We start from the raw sequence: 17,494 nt of genomic DNA on the forward strand, positions 1-17,494 counted from the left end.
AAAATAAATACAAATATAACAGGAGGCTATAAAAAGCGTGAGCAAAAATAATAAAAAATGGCGTAATGTCGGACTATACGCAATCTTAGCGGTAGTCGTTGTGGCTTTAGGCACTGCTTTTTTAGATCGTCCTCAAAACAGTCAGTTAAGTTGGAAATATAGTCAATTTATTGATGAAGTTCAAGGGGACAAGGTAGAAAGAGTTAATTTAAGTGCTGATCGTAGCGTTGCGATCGCAACTGCAAGGGATGGACAACGTTATACAGTGAACTTACCCAATGACCCTGAATTAATCGATATTTTGTCTAATAATGGGGTAGATATTTCCGTATTGCCCCAAAGTGATGATAGTTTCTGGTTCAGAGCCTTAAGTAGTTTATTTTTCCCTGTTCTGCTCTTAGTAGGTCTATTTTTCTTACTTCGCCGTGCATCTAGTGGCCCCGGTTCTCAGGCAATGAACTTCGGGAAATCCAAAGCCAGAGTACAAATGGAGCCTCAAACTCAGGTAACTTTTGGTGATGTGGCAGGGATTGAACAAGCTAAATTAGAACTAACTGAGGTCGTTGATTTCTTAAAAAATGGGGAACGTTTTACGGCTATCGGTGCAAAAATTCCTAAAGGTGTCTTATTAGTAGGACCTCCGGGGACTGGTAAAACCCTTTTAGCCAAAGCTGTGGCAGGGGAAGCAGGTGTTCCTTTCTTCAGCATCTCTGGTTCTGAATTCGTGGAAATGTTTGTCGGTGTGGGTGCATCCCGTGTCCGTGATTTATTTGAACAGGCAAAACAAAACGCTCCTTGTATCGTCTTTATTGATGAGATTGATGCAGTAGGTCGTCAAAGGGGTGCAGGTTTAGGCGGTGGTAATGATGAAAGAGAACAAACCTTAAACCAATTATTAACCGAAATGGATGGTTTTGAGGGTAATACTGGTATTATTATTATCGCGGCAACTAACCGCCCTGATGTTCTTGATGCGGCTTTATTACGTCCCGGAAGATTCGATCGCCAAGTAGTAGTAGATCGTCCTGATTATGCTGGACGTTGTGAAATTCTCAATGTTCATGCTCGTGGTAAAACCCTTGCCGGAGATGTGGAGTTAGAAAAAATTGCTCGTCGTACTCCCGGATTCACTGGTGCAGATTTATCTAATTTACTCAACGAAGCGGCTATTTTAGCGGCAAGACGCAACTTAACTGAGATTTCTATGGATGAAGTTAATGATGCGATCGACCGTGTTTTAGCAGGTCCTGAGAAGAAAAATCGTGTAATGAGTCAAAAACGTAAAGAGTTAGTAGCTTATCATGAGGCAGGACACGCTTTAGTAGGTGCATTAATGCCCGACTATGATCCTATTCAAAAAATTAGCATTATTCCTCGTGGTCGTGCAGGTGGTTTAACTTGGTTCACTCCTAGCGAAGATCGCATGGAATCTGGTTTATACTCTCGTTCTTACCTTCAAAATCAAATGGCGGTAGCATTAGGCGGACGTATTGCCGAGGAAATTGTGTTCGGGGAAGAAGAAGTAACCACTGGAGCATCTAACGACTTACAACAAGTTGCCAGAGTAGCTCGTCAAATGATTACCCGTTTTGGTATGAGTGAGCGTTTAGGACCTGTGGCTTTAGGTCGTCAAAATGGTAATGTTTTCTTAGGTCGTGATATTGCTTCGGATCGAGATTTCTCTGACTCCACTGCCGCCATGATTGACGAGGAAGTGAAAAAATTAGTAGATGTGGCTTATCAACGAGCAAAAGATGTTTTACAAAACAATCGTCAAGTGTTAGATACATTAGCACAAATGCTTGTAGAAAAAGAAACCGTTGATTCAGAAGAATTGCAAGAGTTGCTAAACAGCAGTGATGTTAAATTAGCGGCGATGGCTTAAATCTATCAGCAAACAAAAAAACGGCTTATAAAAACATAAGCCCACAACAATAAAATTTATTACCCCCTATTTTTGGGGGTTTTTTATTTAATATATCAATTGCCCCTAAGCGGATTCTGGTTCAGGTAAAGAGGAAGGATGAAGAATCAACTCTGCGGTACTACGCTTTTCTACCATTTCTTTGGTAATCAGACAATGTTGAACATCTTGGCGAGAAGGAATTTCATACATTACATCAAGCATAATTTCTTCCACAATACCCCTTAAAGCCCTTGCCCCAGTTTTACGACGATAAGCCTCCTGTGCGATCGCTCTTATGGCTTCAGGTTCAAACTCTAAAATAACATTATCCATCCCCACAAGTTTCTGATATTGTTTAACAAGGGCATTACGAGGACGAGTAAGAATTTCCATTAGGGCTTCTTCATTTAAAGGATCTAGCACCGCTACTACGGGCAAACGTCCAGCAAACTCAGGAATTAAGCCAAAACGCACTAAATCATCTGGTTGCAGTTGACGAGCCGCTTTAGAAACCCTTTCTTCTTTGGTGGTATTCTCCGCAGGAATTTGGAAACCAAGAATTTTTTTCTCTTGATCTTGTTCCACAATTTTATCTAGTCCCACAAAAGCACCACCACAAATAAATAAAATATTGCTAGTATCGATGGTGATACAGTCTTGGTAAGGATGTTTTCTTCCTCCTTGGGGCGGAACATTTGCCACTGTACCTTCTAGCATTTTTAAAAGTGCTTGTTGTACCCCTTCTCCAGAAACATCTCTGGTAATAGAAGGATTTTCACTTTTACGAGCAATTTTATCAATTTCATCAATGTAAATAATACCCCGTTGTGCCTCATCTAAATCTAAATTAGAAACCTGTAACAAACGCAGGAGGATGTTTTCCACATCTTCTCCCACATAACCCGCTTCAGTAAGAGTTGTGGCATCTGCGATCGCAAAAGGAACATCGAGAATATTCGCTAAAGTTTGAGCCAAGAGAGTCTTACCAGAACCCGTAGGACCAATTAAAAGAATATTAGACTTTTGTAATTCGATGGTTTCTTCTTTACTCTTACCTGTTTTTTGTTCACTTTCCGCAACCGTTAAACGCTTATAGTGATTATAAACCGCCACAGAAAGGACTTTTTTCGCCTCATCTTGACCAATGACGTACTGATCCAACAATTCCTTAATTTCCTTGGGCTTAGGCAATTTACTCAAAGAAAGAGGCTTACGAGTAGAACTTGTTTTCTTAGAAGGGCGAGGATTAGATTTAACCCCAGAATGACTAGGTTGACTCCGATTACTCGGCATCAATTCCTCTTCTAAAATTTCATTACACAATTCTACACACTCATCACAAATATAAACCCCCGGACCAGCAATCAATTTTCTTACCTGTTCCTGAGATTTGCCACAGAATGAGCATTTTAGATGAGAGTCATATTTAGACATAAAATTAAAAGTAATATTAGACGTATATATAAAGACAAAACTATAATCCCTAGAGTGCCTCACTCAAATCGATGGAACTACGACTAAGAGGAAGACTAATACCTTCACGAATAATCACCTCATCAATCAATCCATATTCTTGAGCTTCTGTTGAGGACATATAAAAATCCCTTTCCGTATCAAGACTAATCTTTTCTAAAGGTTGACCAGTGTGATCAGCTAATAGTTGATTCAACTTATTTTTAATGTAGAGAATTTCTTTGGCTTGAATTTCAATATCACTAGCTTGTCCTTGCGCTCCTCCTAAAGGTTGATGGATCATAATGCGAGAATTAGGTAATCCTAAACGTTTTCCCTTTGCACCACCAGACAGCAAAAACGCTCCCATACTAGCAGCGATACCATAACAAATAGTAGAAACATCTGGTTTAATTTGTTGCATAGTATCATAAATAGCCATTCCTGCATAAACTGATCCGCCAGGAGAATTTATATATATAAATATATCTTTTTCCGGATCATCTGCTTCTAAATAAAGAAGTTGAGCTACAATCGAATCAGCTAATTTATCATCAATAGCAGTACCCAAAAAAATGATTCTCTCTCTTAGCAATCGGGAATAAATATCGAAAACTTTTTCTCCCATGCCGGAAGATTCCACAACCATCGGCACCGCATTATTGTATATTTTCTCCTCTTTTTGAGAAGTCATCTGAAAATGGAAATAACTGTCAATGGAGAATTGAGGTGATTGCGATTCTAGCATCATAAGACTTGCCGAGCTTAAAGTAAGACGTATATTCTATGTTTTTTGTTCCTTAATATTATACTATCTCAATTTGTTTTATTAACTTTAGAGAATCGTAAAATATGAGATCTGAGTACAATGAAAATGAAAAGAACTATTAATAAGAGGAAAATCAATGGATACTACTCAAAAGCCACAGTTAAGCATTCCTGAACATAGTTTAGATCGAGATTGTACAACCCTCTCCCGCCACATTCTACAACAATTAAATGACTTTTCTGGCGATGCACAAGATTTAAGTGCCATTATGAATAGAATTGCCCTAGCAGGTAAATTAATTTCCCGTCGTCTCAGTCGTGCTGGTTTAATGGCGAATGTACTCGGTTTTACAGGGGAGGATAATATTCAGGGAGAATCTGTCAAAAAGATGGATGTTTATGCTAATGAAGTATTTATTTCCGTTTTTAAACAAAGTGGTTTAGTCTGTCGCTTGGCATCAGAAGAAATGGAAAAGCCTTACTATATTCCTGAAAATTGTCCCATTGGTAGATATACTTTACTTTATGATCCCATCGATGGATCTTCTAATGTTGACATCAACTTAAATGTAGGCTCAATTTTTGCCATTAGACAACAAGAAGGGGATGATTTAGACGGAGAAGCACGGGATTTACTGCAAAATGGTCATAAACAAGTAGCCGCAGGTTATATTTTATACGGACCAGCTACAGTGTTAGTCTACACTATTGGCAAAGGTGTACACTCTTTCTTTTTAGATCCCAGTTTAGGAGAATTTATATTAGCGGAAGAAAACATCAAAATTCCTAATCATGGTTCTGTCTATAGTGTTAATGAAGGTAATTTCTGTAAATGGGATAATTCTTTAAGGGATTATGTTCGGTACGTTCATCGTCATGATGGTTATACAGGAAGATATAGTGGTGCATTAGTGGGCGATATACACCGTATTTTGATGCAGGGAGGAGTATTTTTGTATCCCGGAACGACAGAAAAACCAGAAGGAAAATTAAGACTACTCTACGAAACTGCACCTCTAGCATTTATTATTGAACAGGCTGGGGGAAAAGCGTCCACGGGCAAAGAAGATATTTTAGATGTTATACCTCAAAAAATCCATCAACGCACCCCTGCAATACTCGGCAGTTGTAAGGATGTTGACTTAGTAAAATCATTTCTTGAATAAATGTTCAGCTAGTTTATTTTTAACTCAGTTCAATATAAAAATATCTGATTTGGACAGGTTTCAGGTATCAGGTTGTGGATTGCAGGTTTGATTTTTTTGATATTGATTCCGCCTTCACTCATAAGCCAGTTTGAGTTGCATTTGAGTTGTTGGGTTAACACAGGGAATAGGCAATAGGCACTCCTGTTTTAGCTTATTAGGTATTGAGATGTAAAAAAGAGTCAATAAAAATGGCTCTTCTACAATGACTATTAAAAATTAAGCATAAAAATTAATGCAATAAATAATAATTATTAGAAAGAATCACTTTAAATTGCGAATAATTAATTATAAAAATAGAGTATTTTTATCGTTTTTTAGTTAATAAATAATAATATCAAAGTTGTTGATTATTTATTTCGTATCAAATAATAAATTTATATTTTCTTTCTTTTTTATCTAAATTATTTGGATCTTGAACAAAGTCAAAAACATGATACAATAGCAGACATTAAATACATTAAATTTAGCCTTTACCCATGAATTCTCGTATTGATTTCCTCAGTCACCTTAATTTGTCTCAACGTCAGGCAGTAGAACACTTTTGTGGTCCTTTATTAGTCGTTGCAGGGGCTGGATCAGGAAAAACAAGGGCTTTAACCTATCGTATTGCCAACCTTATTTCAACTCATAAAGTAGCACCTGAAAATATATTAGCGGTGACTTTTACCAATAAAGCGGCACGGGAAATGAAGGAAAGAATTGAGTTAATTTTTGCTCAACAAATAGCTGAAGAGAAGCATGGAAATAAATTAGAACTTTTAGGGGAATTAGAACAAAAACAGATTAAATCAAAAGTTTATAGAAGGACAATAAAAGATCTTTGGATTGGTACTTTTCACAGTTTGTGTGCCAAAATTTTACGCTACGATATAAATAAATATCAAGATGACAAAGGGCGAACTTGGCAAAAAAATTTCACGATTTTAGATGAGTCTGACGTGCAGAGTTTATTTAAGCAAATTGTGACTAAAAACCTAAATTTAGATGATAAAAAGTTTGAACCTAGAAAAATTCGTTACACTATTAGTAATATTAAAAACCTTGGTTTTTCTCCCAGACAATATGCGTTAGAAAATTCAGACTATCGAGGCAGGGTAATAGCAGAAATTTATGAAGAATATCAAAATGAGTTAGCAAAAAATAACGCCCTTGATTTTGATGATTTATTGTTAATTCCAGTGAGAATTTTTCAAGAAAATGAGTCGATTTTAGGTTATTGGCATAATCAATTCCATCATATCCTTGTTGACGAATATCAGGATACTAACCAGATTCAATACAATTTAATTAGGCTTTTATCTACTAATAATGAGACAGATAAAAAATACTGGAATTGGAATAATAGATCAGTTTTTGTAGTAGGAGATGCGGATCAATCAATCTATTCTTTTCGTATGGCAGATTTTACTATTTTACTTAATTTTCAGGAAGATTTTGGGGATAATTTACCAGATCAAGAAACTCAAACTATGATCAAATTAGAGGAAAATTATCGCTCAAGGGAAAACATTTTACAAGCGGCTAATTATTTAATTGAACATAACTCCCAAAGAATTGATAAAGTATTAAAACCCACCAGAGGAGAAGGAGAAAGTATTTATCTTTATCGAGGGGATAATGAAAGGGATGAAGCCACTTTTGTTTGTCGGCAAATTGCTCAATTGGTAAGAGAAAATGCTGATTTAAACTGGGGTGATTTTGCCATTTTATACCGCATTAACTCTCAATCTCGTGCCTTTGAAGATGAGTTAATTAAAAAGAATATTCCTTACAATATTGTGGGGGGTTTAAAATTCTATGAAAGGAAGGAAGTTAAAGACGCTTTGGCTTATTTGCGTTTGATTGTCAATCCTGCGGATACCGTTAGTTTACTCAGAATCATCAACACACCAAGAAGGGGAATCGGTAAAACCACTATTGATAATCTATTGACGGCTTCTGTGGAGTTAGGTGTACCATTGTGGGAGATATTAAACGATCGCACCTCTGTTAATACTATAGCAGGAAGGGCGGCAAAAAGAGTGAATGAATTTGCCCAACTGATTCTCGATTGTCAGGAAATGATGAAAGAATCTTCGGCGGTAGAAGTGTTGAATCATATGTTATTAGCCTCTGGGTATAGTCAAGATTTGCAACAACAAAACACCGATGAAGCGGAAAACAGACTAGAAAACCTCAATGAGTTAGCAAACGCCATGTCACAATTTCAGGAGGATAATGAGGATAGCAGTTTAGAAGGGTTTTTAAGTAGCGCGTCTCTCGCCTCGGATTTGGATAACCTCAATGAAGATAATCAGGCGGTTTCTTTGATGACGTTACACTCAGCGAAGGGATTGGAATTTCCCATTGTCTTTCTGGTAGGATTTGAACAGGGATTATTACCCCATAACCGTAGTTTACGAGATCCGTTAGAATTAGAGGAAGAAAGACGCTTATGTTATGTTGGCATAACTAGGGCAAAAGAACAACTATTTATTACCCATGCCAGAGAAAGATATTCTTGGGGTAATGTGGACTATTGTACACCATCTCAGTTTTTGGATGAGTTACCCCCTGAGTTGCTTTCTAGTAATATCCCTCCTCGTAAATCCTCCCGTCATAATATTATCGAAGAAACGACCCCGAAGAAAAAATCTCCTTCTCAATCATGGCAGGAAGGCGATCATTTGTACCATCCTACTTTCGGTAATGGGGTTGTGACTCATTTATTAGGCTTGGGGAGTAAAAATACTTTAGTTGTGCAGTTTGAAGTGGGAAGAAAAATTATTAATCCTAGTCATACAAAGTTGGAGAAAATTTCTTAAATATGATTACCTGCGAGAAATAAGAAATGTGCTTTATTCAAGACAAATAGTGCTATTGTCTTTGATTATGCTATTGTATTATTAATACTTAAAATATATGCTTATAATTCAGCTTCGCATAGATTAACCATGATACCAGTCTCTTCTAATTTCTCCTTTCTACAGTCTCAGAATCAACAATTAGCTCGTTTAGCCTCTTTAGCGGAGTATTTCTTACATATCGATACGAATACTTGCTTAGTTAAACTGAGACAATTTGGGGAGTTATTAGCTAAACAAGTGGCTTTAAAAGTAGGGATTTATATAAATAATAATGAAGAACAATTTTCCATTCTCAAAAAATTAGAAAATAGTGGTTTATTTCGGCATCAAATTAAAGATTTATATGAACAACTAACTCTATTTCATAAAATTAGAATTGAGGGAAATAACGCTACTCATATTAATTATGATCAACCTGATTATGATACCGCTTTAACTCATATCCAATATGCTTGGGAATTGGGTATTTGGTATTATCGCTCATTTCATGATGAGAATTTTCATTTCCAAAAGTTTGTTACTCCTTCTAATCCTAACCTTGAAAGAGAAAGGGAATTAAAGGAACTAAAACAGGAAGCAGAAAGAATTAAAAAACTCGCTGAATTAGAAGCAAAAGAGAAAGAAGAAATAGGTATTTTACAGCAAGAAACTGAGTCTAAATATCAGCAGATTCTACAACAAAAACAAGATGCGATCGCACTTCTGGAATCTCAGAAACAAGAAGAAATAGAAAGATTGAAACAAGAAGCCGAATCAAAATATCAAGACGCTTTGCAAGAAATTGAGAATTTACAACAGGAAATTAATAATAATAAACTCACGGAAGAAGAAATAATTAACCGTATCAAAAAAGCCATAGAAATAGAGAGTAATATTAACAATTTTACCTCCATGTTAATGGGTCATTTTGAGAATGATAACACCGTAGAAGGCTATGAAAATATTAGTCATAAATTAGAAAATATTACCAATGCCATAGATAAAATTTCCCTCTTAATTGGGGATTATCAAGAAACAGAAATGGAACTCCATAATGGAGAAAAAGTTAAGGCTGGATTGGGGATAATTAGTGAGGCTAAAAACCTTCAACAACGGTCAAAAGATTTAAAACATGGTATCTTTAATGTTCTAGTTTTAGGCACATTTAGTAATGGTAAAAGTACCCTTTTAAACGCTATGTTAGGCAGTCGCAAATTACCGATGGATAATTGTCCTGCTACTGCCATTATTACTATGTTAGTTTATGGAGAAGAAGAAAATGTTAAGCTATATTATAGCAACAATCAAGAGCCTAAATATATCTCTTTTGAAGAGTTTGATAAACAATATGTTTTAGATATTGAAGATCAAGAAACCTTACATACAACCCATTATATTAATCGCTTTAAAGACATTGAATTTGCAGAAATAGAATGTAATTATAACCTGTGTAAAGGAGGAGTAAGATTAATCGATTCTCCGGGAATTGGAGAACAAATTGCCCGAACAAAATTAACCACAGAATTTTTACAACAATCCCATGCAGTTATCTTCATTTTTGATGCAACCCACCCATTAAGGCAGGAAGAAAGAGAATTTATTGAGGCTAATTTTAAACAGGGTAATAATAATGAAAATATCTTTTTTGTGGTCAATAAAATTGATTTAGTTGATGATGATGATGACGATGATGAAGATAATGATGGTAAAGAAAAAATAGGGAAATATTTTGCTAATTACCTTAAAAATTTATACTTAGATGAAAACAGTAACTTAAATCAAGAATTACTGAATAAACGTTTATTTTTAATCAATTCTAAATCTGCTTTAAAAGGTAGAAGAAAAAATCCTATTAAACAATCCTTAGTAGAAGAATCAGGAATTTTAGCTTTTGAAAAAGAGTTAGAAAATTTCTTAACTACAGGCTCGAAATTTAGGGCGAGAGTTAGTTCTGTGGTTGACTTATTAATCTTAACTATTGATAAATTAGAACAGAAAATAATTCAACAAGAAAAATTATTAGGTGAACCATTATCGGTATTAGAAGAAAGAAGAATTGTTGCTGAGAAAAAATTAAAGCTACTAGAAGAAAGGGAAAATCGGATTAAAGAAATTATCGATTTATATGCCAATACCATCACAGATAAATTATGTTTTGATTTGGAAACTTATATCATTAAAATGAAGGATGATTGGCAATTTGATTATAAAGAATTTACTAATTTAGATGAACTTAATTTGTTTACTCTTTTCTCTATGACAATAGATGATATGTCTCGTGATTCGACAACTACATCAATTAATGAAAGTCTAAAAAAATACTTAGAAACTAAATTTAATGATTGGTCAAATCGTATTCCTATTATTATTAATAAAGATTTAGACTCTTTACAAAAACAATTAGATACCTCTATTCAAGACTTTGCGAGGGAAATTTCTTTGATTGAATCTCTATTTGCAGGGGAAAATTTGGTGGATGTAGTGGAAAATCGTTCGGATACAGTAATGCAGTTAATAATTAGTGCAATATTAGGTGATTTTAGTACCATGTCTAGCTGTATTATGGGGGATAATGATTGGTCTAATTTTTTCTGGGAAACGATCAAACAAGCAGTATTAGTTAGTGCAATTTTAACCATTTTTACTGGTCCTATGGAGTGGATTTTTCTGGCTATTAGTGAGATAGGAATGGGGATGTTTAATCAAAGTCAAGCTCAGAAAAAATTAGTTATTAATATCGGTAAAAAAATATTTGATAAAATTGAGGATGAGTTGCCAGAATTACATTGGAGAATTAAAGAAAAAACTAATGAACAATTTACCAATTTAACTAATCAAGTTACCTCCGCTATTCAGCAACAAATAGAAGAAGTAAGAAAAGAACAAGAAAAAATTATTGAGGATAAAAAGAATCAAGAATTTTCTATTGCCCAAGAAAAAGCGAGAATTTTTGCTATTCAAGATGAAGTAATTTATTTATTCAATGAAATTTGTAAAAATGCTTATGATAGAGAGTATTCTTTAGAACAAATTAAATGGCTTTATCAAGGGAAACAATTAATTCAAGAACAGGTAAAAGTTTAAATATTAATTTTTACTTAGAATAAAATTTCGAGTTTTAAATACTTATTAAATATCGATATTAAAAAACTCGATCTTAAATTTTTGTGTATCTCATTATTTTATTTAGATCCCATGATAAATGGTAGTAATTTCAATATTAATACTTCAGAAAATGTATTCAAATTTGTTTATTTTAGTCAAGAGGTAGAACATATTAATTCTTGTCTTACTAATATCAGTAATACTTTTAATGAACTTAAACTAGAAATAGATAGTGAAAATAATAATCGTGAGGATTTATTTCAAAAAATTCCCGAATTAAAATTAAATTTATTAAGAAAAGAGAGCAACATAGCTGTTTTTGGTATTTTTAAATCTGGTAAATCCACGTTAATTAATGCTATTTTAGATCAAAAAATATTGCCTAGTCGTACAAATCGAGCAACAGGAGTTATTACTTCTATTAGCTATGACTCTCAAAAATACGCAAATATAATATTTGAGTATTTTTTAGGCTATGGAGATGAAAGAATTGATGTCGATAAAATTGATAAATATATTTTATTAAATACTTCGGATGTCATTGCTAAACCTCCTGAAAATATCAAAAAAGTTGAGATAAAATTACCTGATTTTTTTCTACCTGAAGATTGTTATTTAACGGATACTCCCGGATTATTAGATAATCAATATTTAACTGAGTTAAGTTACTGCGAAATAGAAAAATCTGACTTGGTTATTCTCGCTTTAAGGGCGGATAAGTTACTCTCGGAAAAGGAAAGAGAGGCGATTAGTTATGTAAATAATTTACTCAAAGGAAATATTATCTTTATCATTAATAGAATGGGGGTAATTTGTGATGATGATGAGGAGGAAGAAGAAGAAAATAAACGCCAAGAAGAAAAGTTATTAAAGTTGGCAAATAAAACCTTACAAGATTGTGGCAATAGTTTTTCTGGTAAACCTGCTATTATTACTACTGATGCTTTATCCATTCTTAAAAATGACACTTCTACAAGAGGGATTATTTATCGACAAGGAGTTAATAATTTAAAGTTACAATTAACTCAATTATTTAATTGTTTTTTAACTGAAAGATTAATCCTATTGTCAAGAATAGGGGTAATTAATAACTATCTTAATCATTTGATTAATTATTCTCAATTACAAATATCATGGTTAGATATAAAGATTAAAAATTTAGAAGATTTAGCAGAGAAAGATTGGCAAGAAAGAAAAGTAATTTTTAGTCAAGAAGTTAGCAATATAAGATTAAATTTAGAGAAAGAAAAACAAGATATAATTAATAAGCTACAAACATTAATTAGTGGTAGTTTAAGTAAGGCTAGATATATTATTAATAGTGATAACCCTGAATGGGTTAATACAGTTAAAAGAGATTGGAATGCTGATAATAAAGTTTATGCTAATCGCATATCAGAAAATATAAAAAATATTCTAAATAATATTAATATTAAGATACCTAATAGTTATCAATATTTTATTTCTAATCTCAATTTAGAGGAAGATTTTGGGAGTCAGGTTAGTAGTGTTGTGGGTGGCTCATTTATGTTAGGAATGATTAGAGGAATTGGTAATTTATTAGATAATAATTGGAGAGAAGAACATTTTGGAGATGTAAAAAAAGAAGTAACTAAGACAGAGCAAGTATTAAGAAATAATATAGATAATTATTTTGTTAAGTTAGAAGAAAGTGTTAAAATATATGAAAAAGAATATGAACCTATTTTAGAAAAACCTCAAGAATTATTAGACAGTTATTCTGACAAAGAAACTTATCTTAATATCATCTCTCAATCAACGCAATTTTTAGATTTTATGGTAAAAATCACTCAAGATATACAAGACTGGAATAAGCAATTTGATATTGTTTGGAAAGATTTTGCAAAAAATATAATTAATAGTTTCTCTTCTGAATATCCAAAAAAATTAAAGTCAATAAAATCTAATGAGGATTTGAATAATTATATTAATGATATAGTTAAATTTTATTTGAAATTATGGCAAAGTGAGAAAGAAGATCAAGGGATTTGGTTAGAGATTTTGATGCGAGAATATCCGATAATGGGGCAAGATTTTGTGGATAGTTTAAATCAAATGGAGATTAATATTCCCTCTCAACCTGTGTTTTTATGGTCAAAAAAAGAAATAGGTGCGATCGCATCTGCTGTGATCATAGGAATAATAATCTTATTATGGGGGCAGGATATGAGTAATTTTAACTTTGATTTAATTACTTTAAGACAGGGAATGATTAGTGCAGGTTTTATTTATACGGTGTTTTCTGTGGTGAAAAAAATTAGAGAAAAAAGAATCGAAGATGAAACCAATAATTTAATCAAGAAATTGACTTCTCAAATAGAAATCTATCATGAAAAATTAGGTACAGTTATTAAAGCTATTAATTAATACAGAAATATCGAACGAAGTTAGAGAAAATTTATTAAATATAAGCAGTTGTATCAGAAACAATAATCATTAATGATCTATTCCTAATGTTATTTTTGCTTGATTAACCTCAGCTTTAAACTCCTCAAATGTCATGGAAGGCAAAGCTAAACCCTCGATAAAACTACCAAATTTTATACCTAAACCGCCGATTTGTTTACCCAATTCTTTAATCTTGCGATCAGTTTTCTGAGAGTATTTATTATGATGGGCAAATCTTGACTAAAATTGCTGATTGCCTGTCGAAAGTCTTTAACTTCTGCCCTTTCGTAATCTAAAAATTGATTAAGTAAAGCGTCTAACGCCTCATCATCCTCCATGTTAATGCGGAGGGATTCCGTACCATTTTGGATTAAAACGGCGTTTTTGCTATCTTCAAAGAGAATATTATTGTTAGGATAGCCTTTATTGAATTTTTTTTGCCTTAATTTCAGCGTCTAAAGAATCTTTTTCGTCTTTTGCTTCCCAATATCCCCAATCGAGACGGATAGGCTTTTGAAAACGACTATTAATCGTCAACTCCTCCACCAATCAAAAATCCTTCGGCTTACAATAACCGTTGAGTAAAGTAGCAAAGGCGTAGCGAATCGAACTTTCGTTACTGCTACCTCCGTATCTTTTTCGGCTTTCCAAGTCTCGGCGATATTGATGGATAAGAGTTTTTGACATAAATTGATATATAAGAATTTTTACTGACACCTAATACCTGTCACCTAAAACCCGATACCTAAATTATTCATCGACTTCGTGACTCAACTCCTTAAATACCTCTAAGAGGCGATCGCCCCAGTATTTTACATCATACTTCGTAACAACTTCGTACATTTTTTGCATACGCTCTTTTTGTTCTTCCCCAGACATTGACAAAGCTCTATCAATAGCCCTATCCATTAAATCTGTCGAGTAGGGATTAGTTTGAATAGCATTAGGTAACTCAACAGAAGCACCAACGAACTCAGAAAGAATCAAAACTCCATCTTCCCCTTCATGACTAACAATATACTCTTTTGCCACTAAGTTTAAACCATCCCTTAAAGGAGTAGTCCAACACACATCAGAAATTTTGTAGTAGCATAGCAATTCAGAAATGGGAATAACTCTAGTAAACAAAAGAATAGGAGTCCAATCTAAACGACCAAACTGCCCATTAATTTGCCCAACTAAACGCTCAATTTGATTTTGTGCCTCCTCATAAACCCGCATTCCCGCCGCAGGAGAAACACAACTAACGATAAAATGAACCTTTCCATGTAAATCCGGGCGACGCTCTAACAAACGCCCAAACGCCTCCAACATTTCTTTATTACCCTTTACATAGTCAACTCTACCCGCCGCAATAATTAACTTTTTCCCCTCAAATTCTGCCTCCAACTCCTTCAAACGTTGTTTAGTTTCAGGTTGATTTAATACTGATAAGAAAAACTCTGGATTTGTGCCCACAGGGAAAGCATCTACTTTGACATATTGATTTTTATACTTTAGCTTAGTTACCATTTCTGGCTCGGCTAAGGCTCTGCCCACAGGAGTAATATGGCCAGATACAGGCTGTTTTTCCACTACCTCCACTGGTAGCAAACTTCGGGCAACATTAACAAAATTTTCCGAGTATCTAGGAATATGGAAACCTACCACATCACAGCAAAGCAAACTATTAATAATTTCCTCGCGCCAAGGCAATATGTTGAAAACATCCACAGAAGGGAAAGGTGTATGATGGAAAAATGCAATTCTGGCATTAGGCTTAATTTGTCTAATGTAGTAAGGCACTAACCACAAATTATAATCATGAATCCAGATTAAAGCGTCATCTGCCGCTTCATTACAAGCTGCCTCAGCAAATAAGCGATTAATTTCTTGGAAGTTTTGCCAATTAGACGACTCATAAGTAAAATGGTAAGGAAAAGAGTGGAGAATCGGCCAAAATGCTTCTTTAGAAGTGATGTGATAGAAATCCTTAACTTGCTCTTTAGTTAAACCAATACGTAAAACAGTGTAGTTAGTTTCCTCTTCATCACTGGTAATTCTAGGCTCAAATCCTTCTTTTTCAGTCTCATCTACTTCTCGCCATGCAATCCATGTACCCTGCTCGGCATAGGAAAAGAAACCTTTTAATGTTGGTACAATACCATTGGGACTTTTCTTTTGACGATAAACTATTTTGCCGTCTTCCATTACTTCATCATAGGGTTGACGATGATAAAGAATAACTAAAGATGATTTCATAATTTTCAGTTCCTCCACTTAAAAAATTCTCTTTTTCGACCACAAAAAACAAATTATTACTAATTAGCTCACAGCAATAAATAATCAGTAGTAATGTGTTTTCATATTTTATTGTTAAGTTTAATTATTGCTAATACAAACCTTTTCTACTTCTACTTAATATTTTATTTATGCTCAATAAGGAAATCTAATAATAAGATTTAGAACAGTGTTACCAATAGAAGTGTCTAAGGTTTAAAGCACATCTTAAAGATAACATTTTTTTTTGAAAAGAGTCAAATTATTTTTAAAAAGCTGATATTTTTGATATTTGTTAATATTTTATTTATTTCTTTTTCTCATAAAATAAGTGCTAAATCTGTTTTTATTATCATTTCTCAAGCTCTCTTAATCTTTCAACTTTTTCAAGAAAAAATAATAATAATTTTTCGCTCTATTCTCATGACCTTTTGAGAAAATTGATTTTAGAAAAACTATTGACAAACTCATAAAAAATAAGATAAGATTAGAGATTGTCACTGGTAATTTATACTAGAGGCAAATTATATTTATATATACAAAAATGCTGTATAAAAAACATCTCTCATGCCAACTATTCAGCAACTAATTCGTAGCGAACGCATACTCAGCACCAAGAAAACTAAATCACCCGCTCTGAAAGAATGTCCTCAGCGCCGTGGTGTGTGTACAAGGGTTTATACAACAACCCCCAAAAAGCCTAACTCTGCCTTAAGAAAAGTGGCAAGGGTTCGTTTAACTTCTGGGTTTGAGGTAACAGCTTATATCCCAGGTATTGGTCATAATCTTCAAGAACACTCAGTGGTGCTTATCAGAGGTGGAAGGGTAAAAGATTTACCCGGGGTTAGATACCACATTGTTAGAGGAACTCTCGATGCTACTGGGGTAAAAGACAGAAAGCAGGGACGCTCTAAGTATGGTGCAAAACGTCCTAAAGCCTAGTAAAGGTTAACCATTAAGTTAATTTCATAGAAAAAAACAGATTAAAGGTATAAGTTAATGTCTCGTAGAAGTAAAGCGAAAACCGTAGAAGTACCACCAGATCCAGTGTATAACAGTCGTTTAGTGAATATGACTGTACGTCGGATTATGAAAGATGGTAAAAAATCTTTAGCGGCGAAAATTCTATATGATGCTTTAAGTATTATTGGGGAAAGAACTGGGACAGAACCCATGGAAACTTTTGAAAAAGCCATTAAGAATTTAACTCCCTTAGTGGAAGTAAAAGCTAGACGGGTTGGTGGTGCTACTTATCAAGTACCGATGGAGGTACGCCCCGGTAGAGGAACAAGTTTAGCCTTACGTTGGTTGACTCAATTTGCTCGTAAAAGAAGCGGTAAAAGTATGTCCATGAAATTGGCTAACGAAATTATGGACGCGGCTAACGAAACTGGTGCGGCGATTAAGAAAAGAGAAGAAACCCACAAAATGGCTGAAGCAAATAAAGCGTTTGCTCACTATCGTTATTAAAATTCTTGCAGAATTGAGGGAACAGAGAACGGGAAACGGGGAACAGTGTTTAATGTTTTCCTGATTTACTATGTGAACTGCACTTCTATTTT

Annotated in this window: 12 protein-coding genes and 1 pseudogene; 7 read left to right on the forward strand and 6 right to left on the reverse strand. The window is 34.0% G+C overall.

Annotation, left to right across the window (positions count from 1 at the left end):
• The first annotated feature begins 37 nt into the window (after nt 1-37).
• On the forward strand, nt 38-1,885 hold the full coding sequence (ftsH3, locus tag Dongsha4_RS01795; protein ID WP_330204075.1) for an ATP-dependent zinc metalloprotease FtsH3: 1,848 nt from the start codon (nt 38-40) through the stop codon (nt 1,883-1,885).
• A gap of 105 nt (nt 1,886-1,990) precedes the next feature.
• Here ftsH3 and clpX read toward each other — a convergent pair whose 3' ends face one another.
• Complete coding sequence (gene clpX / locus Dongsha4_RS01800; RefSeq protein ID WP_330204076.1) at nt 1,991-3,340, reverse strand: ATP-dependent protease ATP-binding subunit ClpX; 1,350 nt, start codon at nt 3,338-3,340, stop codon at nt 1,991-1,993.
• A 49-nt stretch (nt 3,341-3,389) separates the two neighbouring features.
• Nucleotides 3,390-4,106 (reverse strand): ATP-dependent Clp endopeptidase proteolytic subunit ClpP, encoded by a 717-nt coding sequence (gene clpP, locus Dongsha4_RS01805; RefSeq protein WP_330205373.1) that lies wholly within the window; start codon nt 4,104-4,106, stop codon nt 3,390-3,392.
• Between the two features lie 157 nt (nt 4,107-4,263).
• On the opposite strand from clpP, the gene fbp reads away from it, so the two are divergent.
• From fbp to Dongsha4_RS01825, 4 genes are all read left to right on the forward strand, one after another.
• Nucleotides 4,264-5,292, forward strand: a complete 1,029-nt coding sequence (gene fbp / locus Dongsha4_RS01810) for a class 1 fructose-bisphosphatase (protein ID WP_330204077.1) — start codon at nt 4,264-4,266, stop codon at nt 5,290-5,292.
• Between the two features lie 518 nt (nt 5,293-5,810).
• Nucleotides 5,811-8,138: a DNA helicase PcrA gene (gene pcrA / locus Dongsha4_RS01815; protein ID WP_330204078.1), complete on the forward strand. Its 2,328-nt coding sequence runs from the start codon at nt 5,811-5,813 to the stop codon at nt 8,136-8,138.
• A 129-nt stretch (nt 8,139-8,267) separates the two neighbouring features.
• Nucleotides 8,268-11,243, forward strand: a complete 2,976-nt coding sequence (locus tag Dongsha4_RS01820) for a dynamin family protein (RefSeq protein ID WP_330204079.1) — start codon at nt 8,268-8,270, stop codon at nt 11,241-11,243.
• 81 nt (nt 11,244-11,324) lie between these two features.
• A complete protein-coding gene (locus Dongsha4_RS01825) occupies nt 11,325-13,652 on the forward strand; it encodes a dynamin family protein (RefSeq protein ID WP_330204080.1) in 2,328 nt (775 codons plus the stop codon).
• Nucleotides 13,653-13,784: 132 nt separating this feature from the next.
• On the opposite strand, the pseudogene Dongsha4_RS01830 reads toward Dongsha4_RS01825, so the two are convergent.
• The 4 genes and pseudogenes from Dongsha4_RS01830 to ggpS all read right to left on the reverse strand — a co-directional run.
• Nucleotides 13,785-13,883: pseudogene (locus Dongsha4_RS01830) on the reverse strand (DUF3782 domain-containing protein); the annotation flags it as partial.
• A 213-nt stretch (nt 13,884-14,096) separates the two neighbouring features.
• Complete coding sequence (locus Dongsha4_RS01835) at nt 14,097-14,219, reverse strand: hypothetical protein (RefSeq protein WP_330204081.1); 123 nt, start codon at nt 14,217-14,219, stop codon at nt 14,097-14,099.
• Between the two features lie 3 nt (nt 14,220-14,222).
• Nucleotides 14,223-14,360 carry a hypothetical protein gene (locus tag Dongsha4_RS01840; RefSeq protein ID WP_330204082.1) on the reverse strand — a complete coding sequence of 46 codons (138 nt, stop codon included), beginning with the start codon at nt 14,358-14,360 and terminating at the stop codon, nt 14,223-14,225.
• Between the two features lie 63 nt (nt 14,361-14,423).
• Complete coding sequence (gene ggpS, locus Dongsha4_RS01845) at nt 14,424-15,914, reverse strand: glucosylglycerol-phosphate synthase (RefSeq protein ID WP_330204083.1); 1,491 nt, start codon at nt 15,912-15,914, stop codon at nt 14,424-14,426.
• 585 nt (nt 15,915-16,499) lie between these two features.
• Here ggpS and rpsL point away from each other — a divergent pair.
• Entirely contained in the window at nt 16,500-16,874 is a 375-nt protein-coding gene (gene rpsL / locus Dongsha4_RS01850; protein WP_015218287.1) for a 30S ribosomal protein S12, read from the forward strand.
• A 57-nt stretch (nt 16,875-16,931) separates the two neighbouring features.
• Nucleotides 16,932-17,402, forward strand: coding sequence for a 30S ribosomal protein S7 (gene rpsG, locus Dongsha4_RS01855; RefSeq protein ID WP_330204084.1), 471 nt, complete (start codon nt 16,932-16,934; stop codon nt 17,400-17,402).
• Nucleotides 17,403-17,494: the final 92 nt, after the last annotated feature.

The organism is Cyanobacterium sp. Dongsha4 (genome assembly GCF_036345015.1).
Lineage (GTDB): Bacteria > Cyanobacteriota > Cyanobacteriia > Cyanobacteriales > Cyanobacteriaceae > PCC-10605.

Coding starts and splice junctions, on each gene's coding strand:
- clpX (WP_330204076.1), bottom strand. CDS start 3,340: ATGTCTAAATATGACTCTCATCTAAAATGCTCATTCTGTGGCAAATCT.
- clpP (WP_330205373.1), bottom strand. CDS start 4,106: ATGCTAGAATCGCAATCACCTCAATTCTCCATTGACAGTTATTTCCAT.
- fbp (WP_330204077.1), top strand. CDS start 4,264: ATGGATACTACTCAAAAGCCACAGTTAAGCATTCCTGAACATAGTTTA.
- pcrA (WP_330204078.1), top strand. CDS start 5,811: ATGAATTCTCGTATTGATTTCCTCAGTCACCTTAATTTGTCTCAACGT.
- Dongsha4_RS01820 (WP_330204079.1), top strand. CDS start 8,268: ATGATACCAGTCTCTTCTAATTTCTCCTTTCTACAGTCTCAGAATCAA.
- Dongsha4_RS01840 (WP_330204082.1), bottom strand. CDS start 14,360: ATGTCAAAAACTCTTATCCATCAATATCGCCGAGACTTGGAAAGCCGA.
- ggpS (WP_330204083.1), bottom strand. CDS start 15,914: ATGAAATCATCTTTAGTTATTCTTTATCATCGTCAACCCTATGATGAA.
- rpsL (WP_015218287.1), top strand. CDS start 16,500: ATGCCAACTATTCAGCAACTAATTCGTAGCGAACGCATACTCAGCACC.
- rpsG (WP_330204084.1), top strand. CDS start 16,932: ATGTCTCGTAGAAGTAAAGCGAAAACCGTAGAAGTACCACCAGATCCA.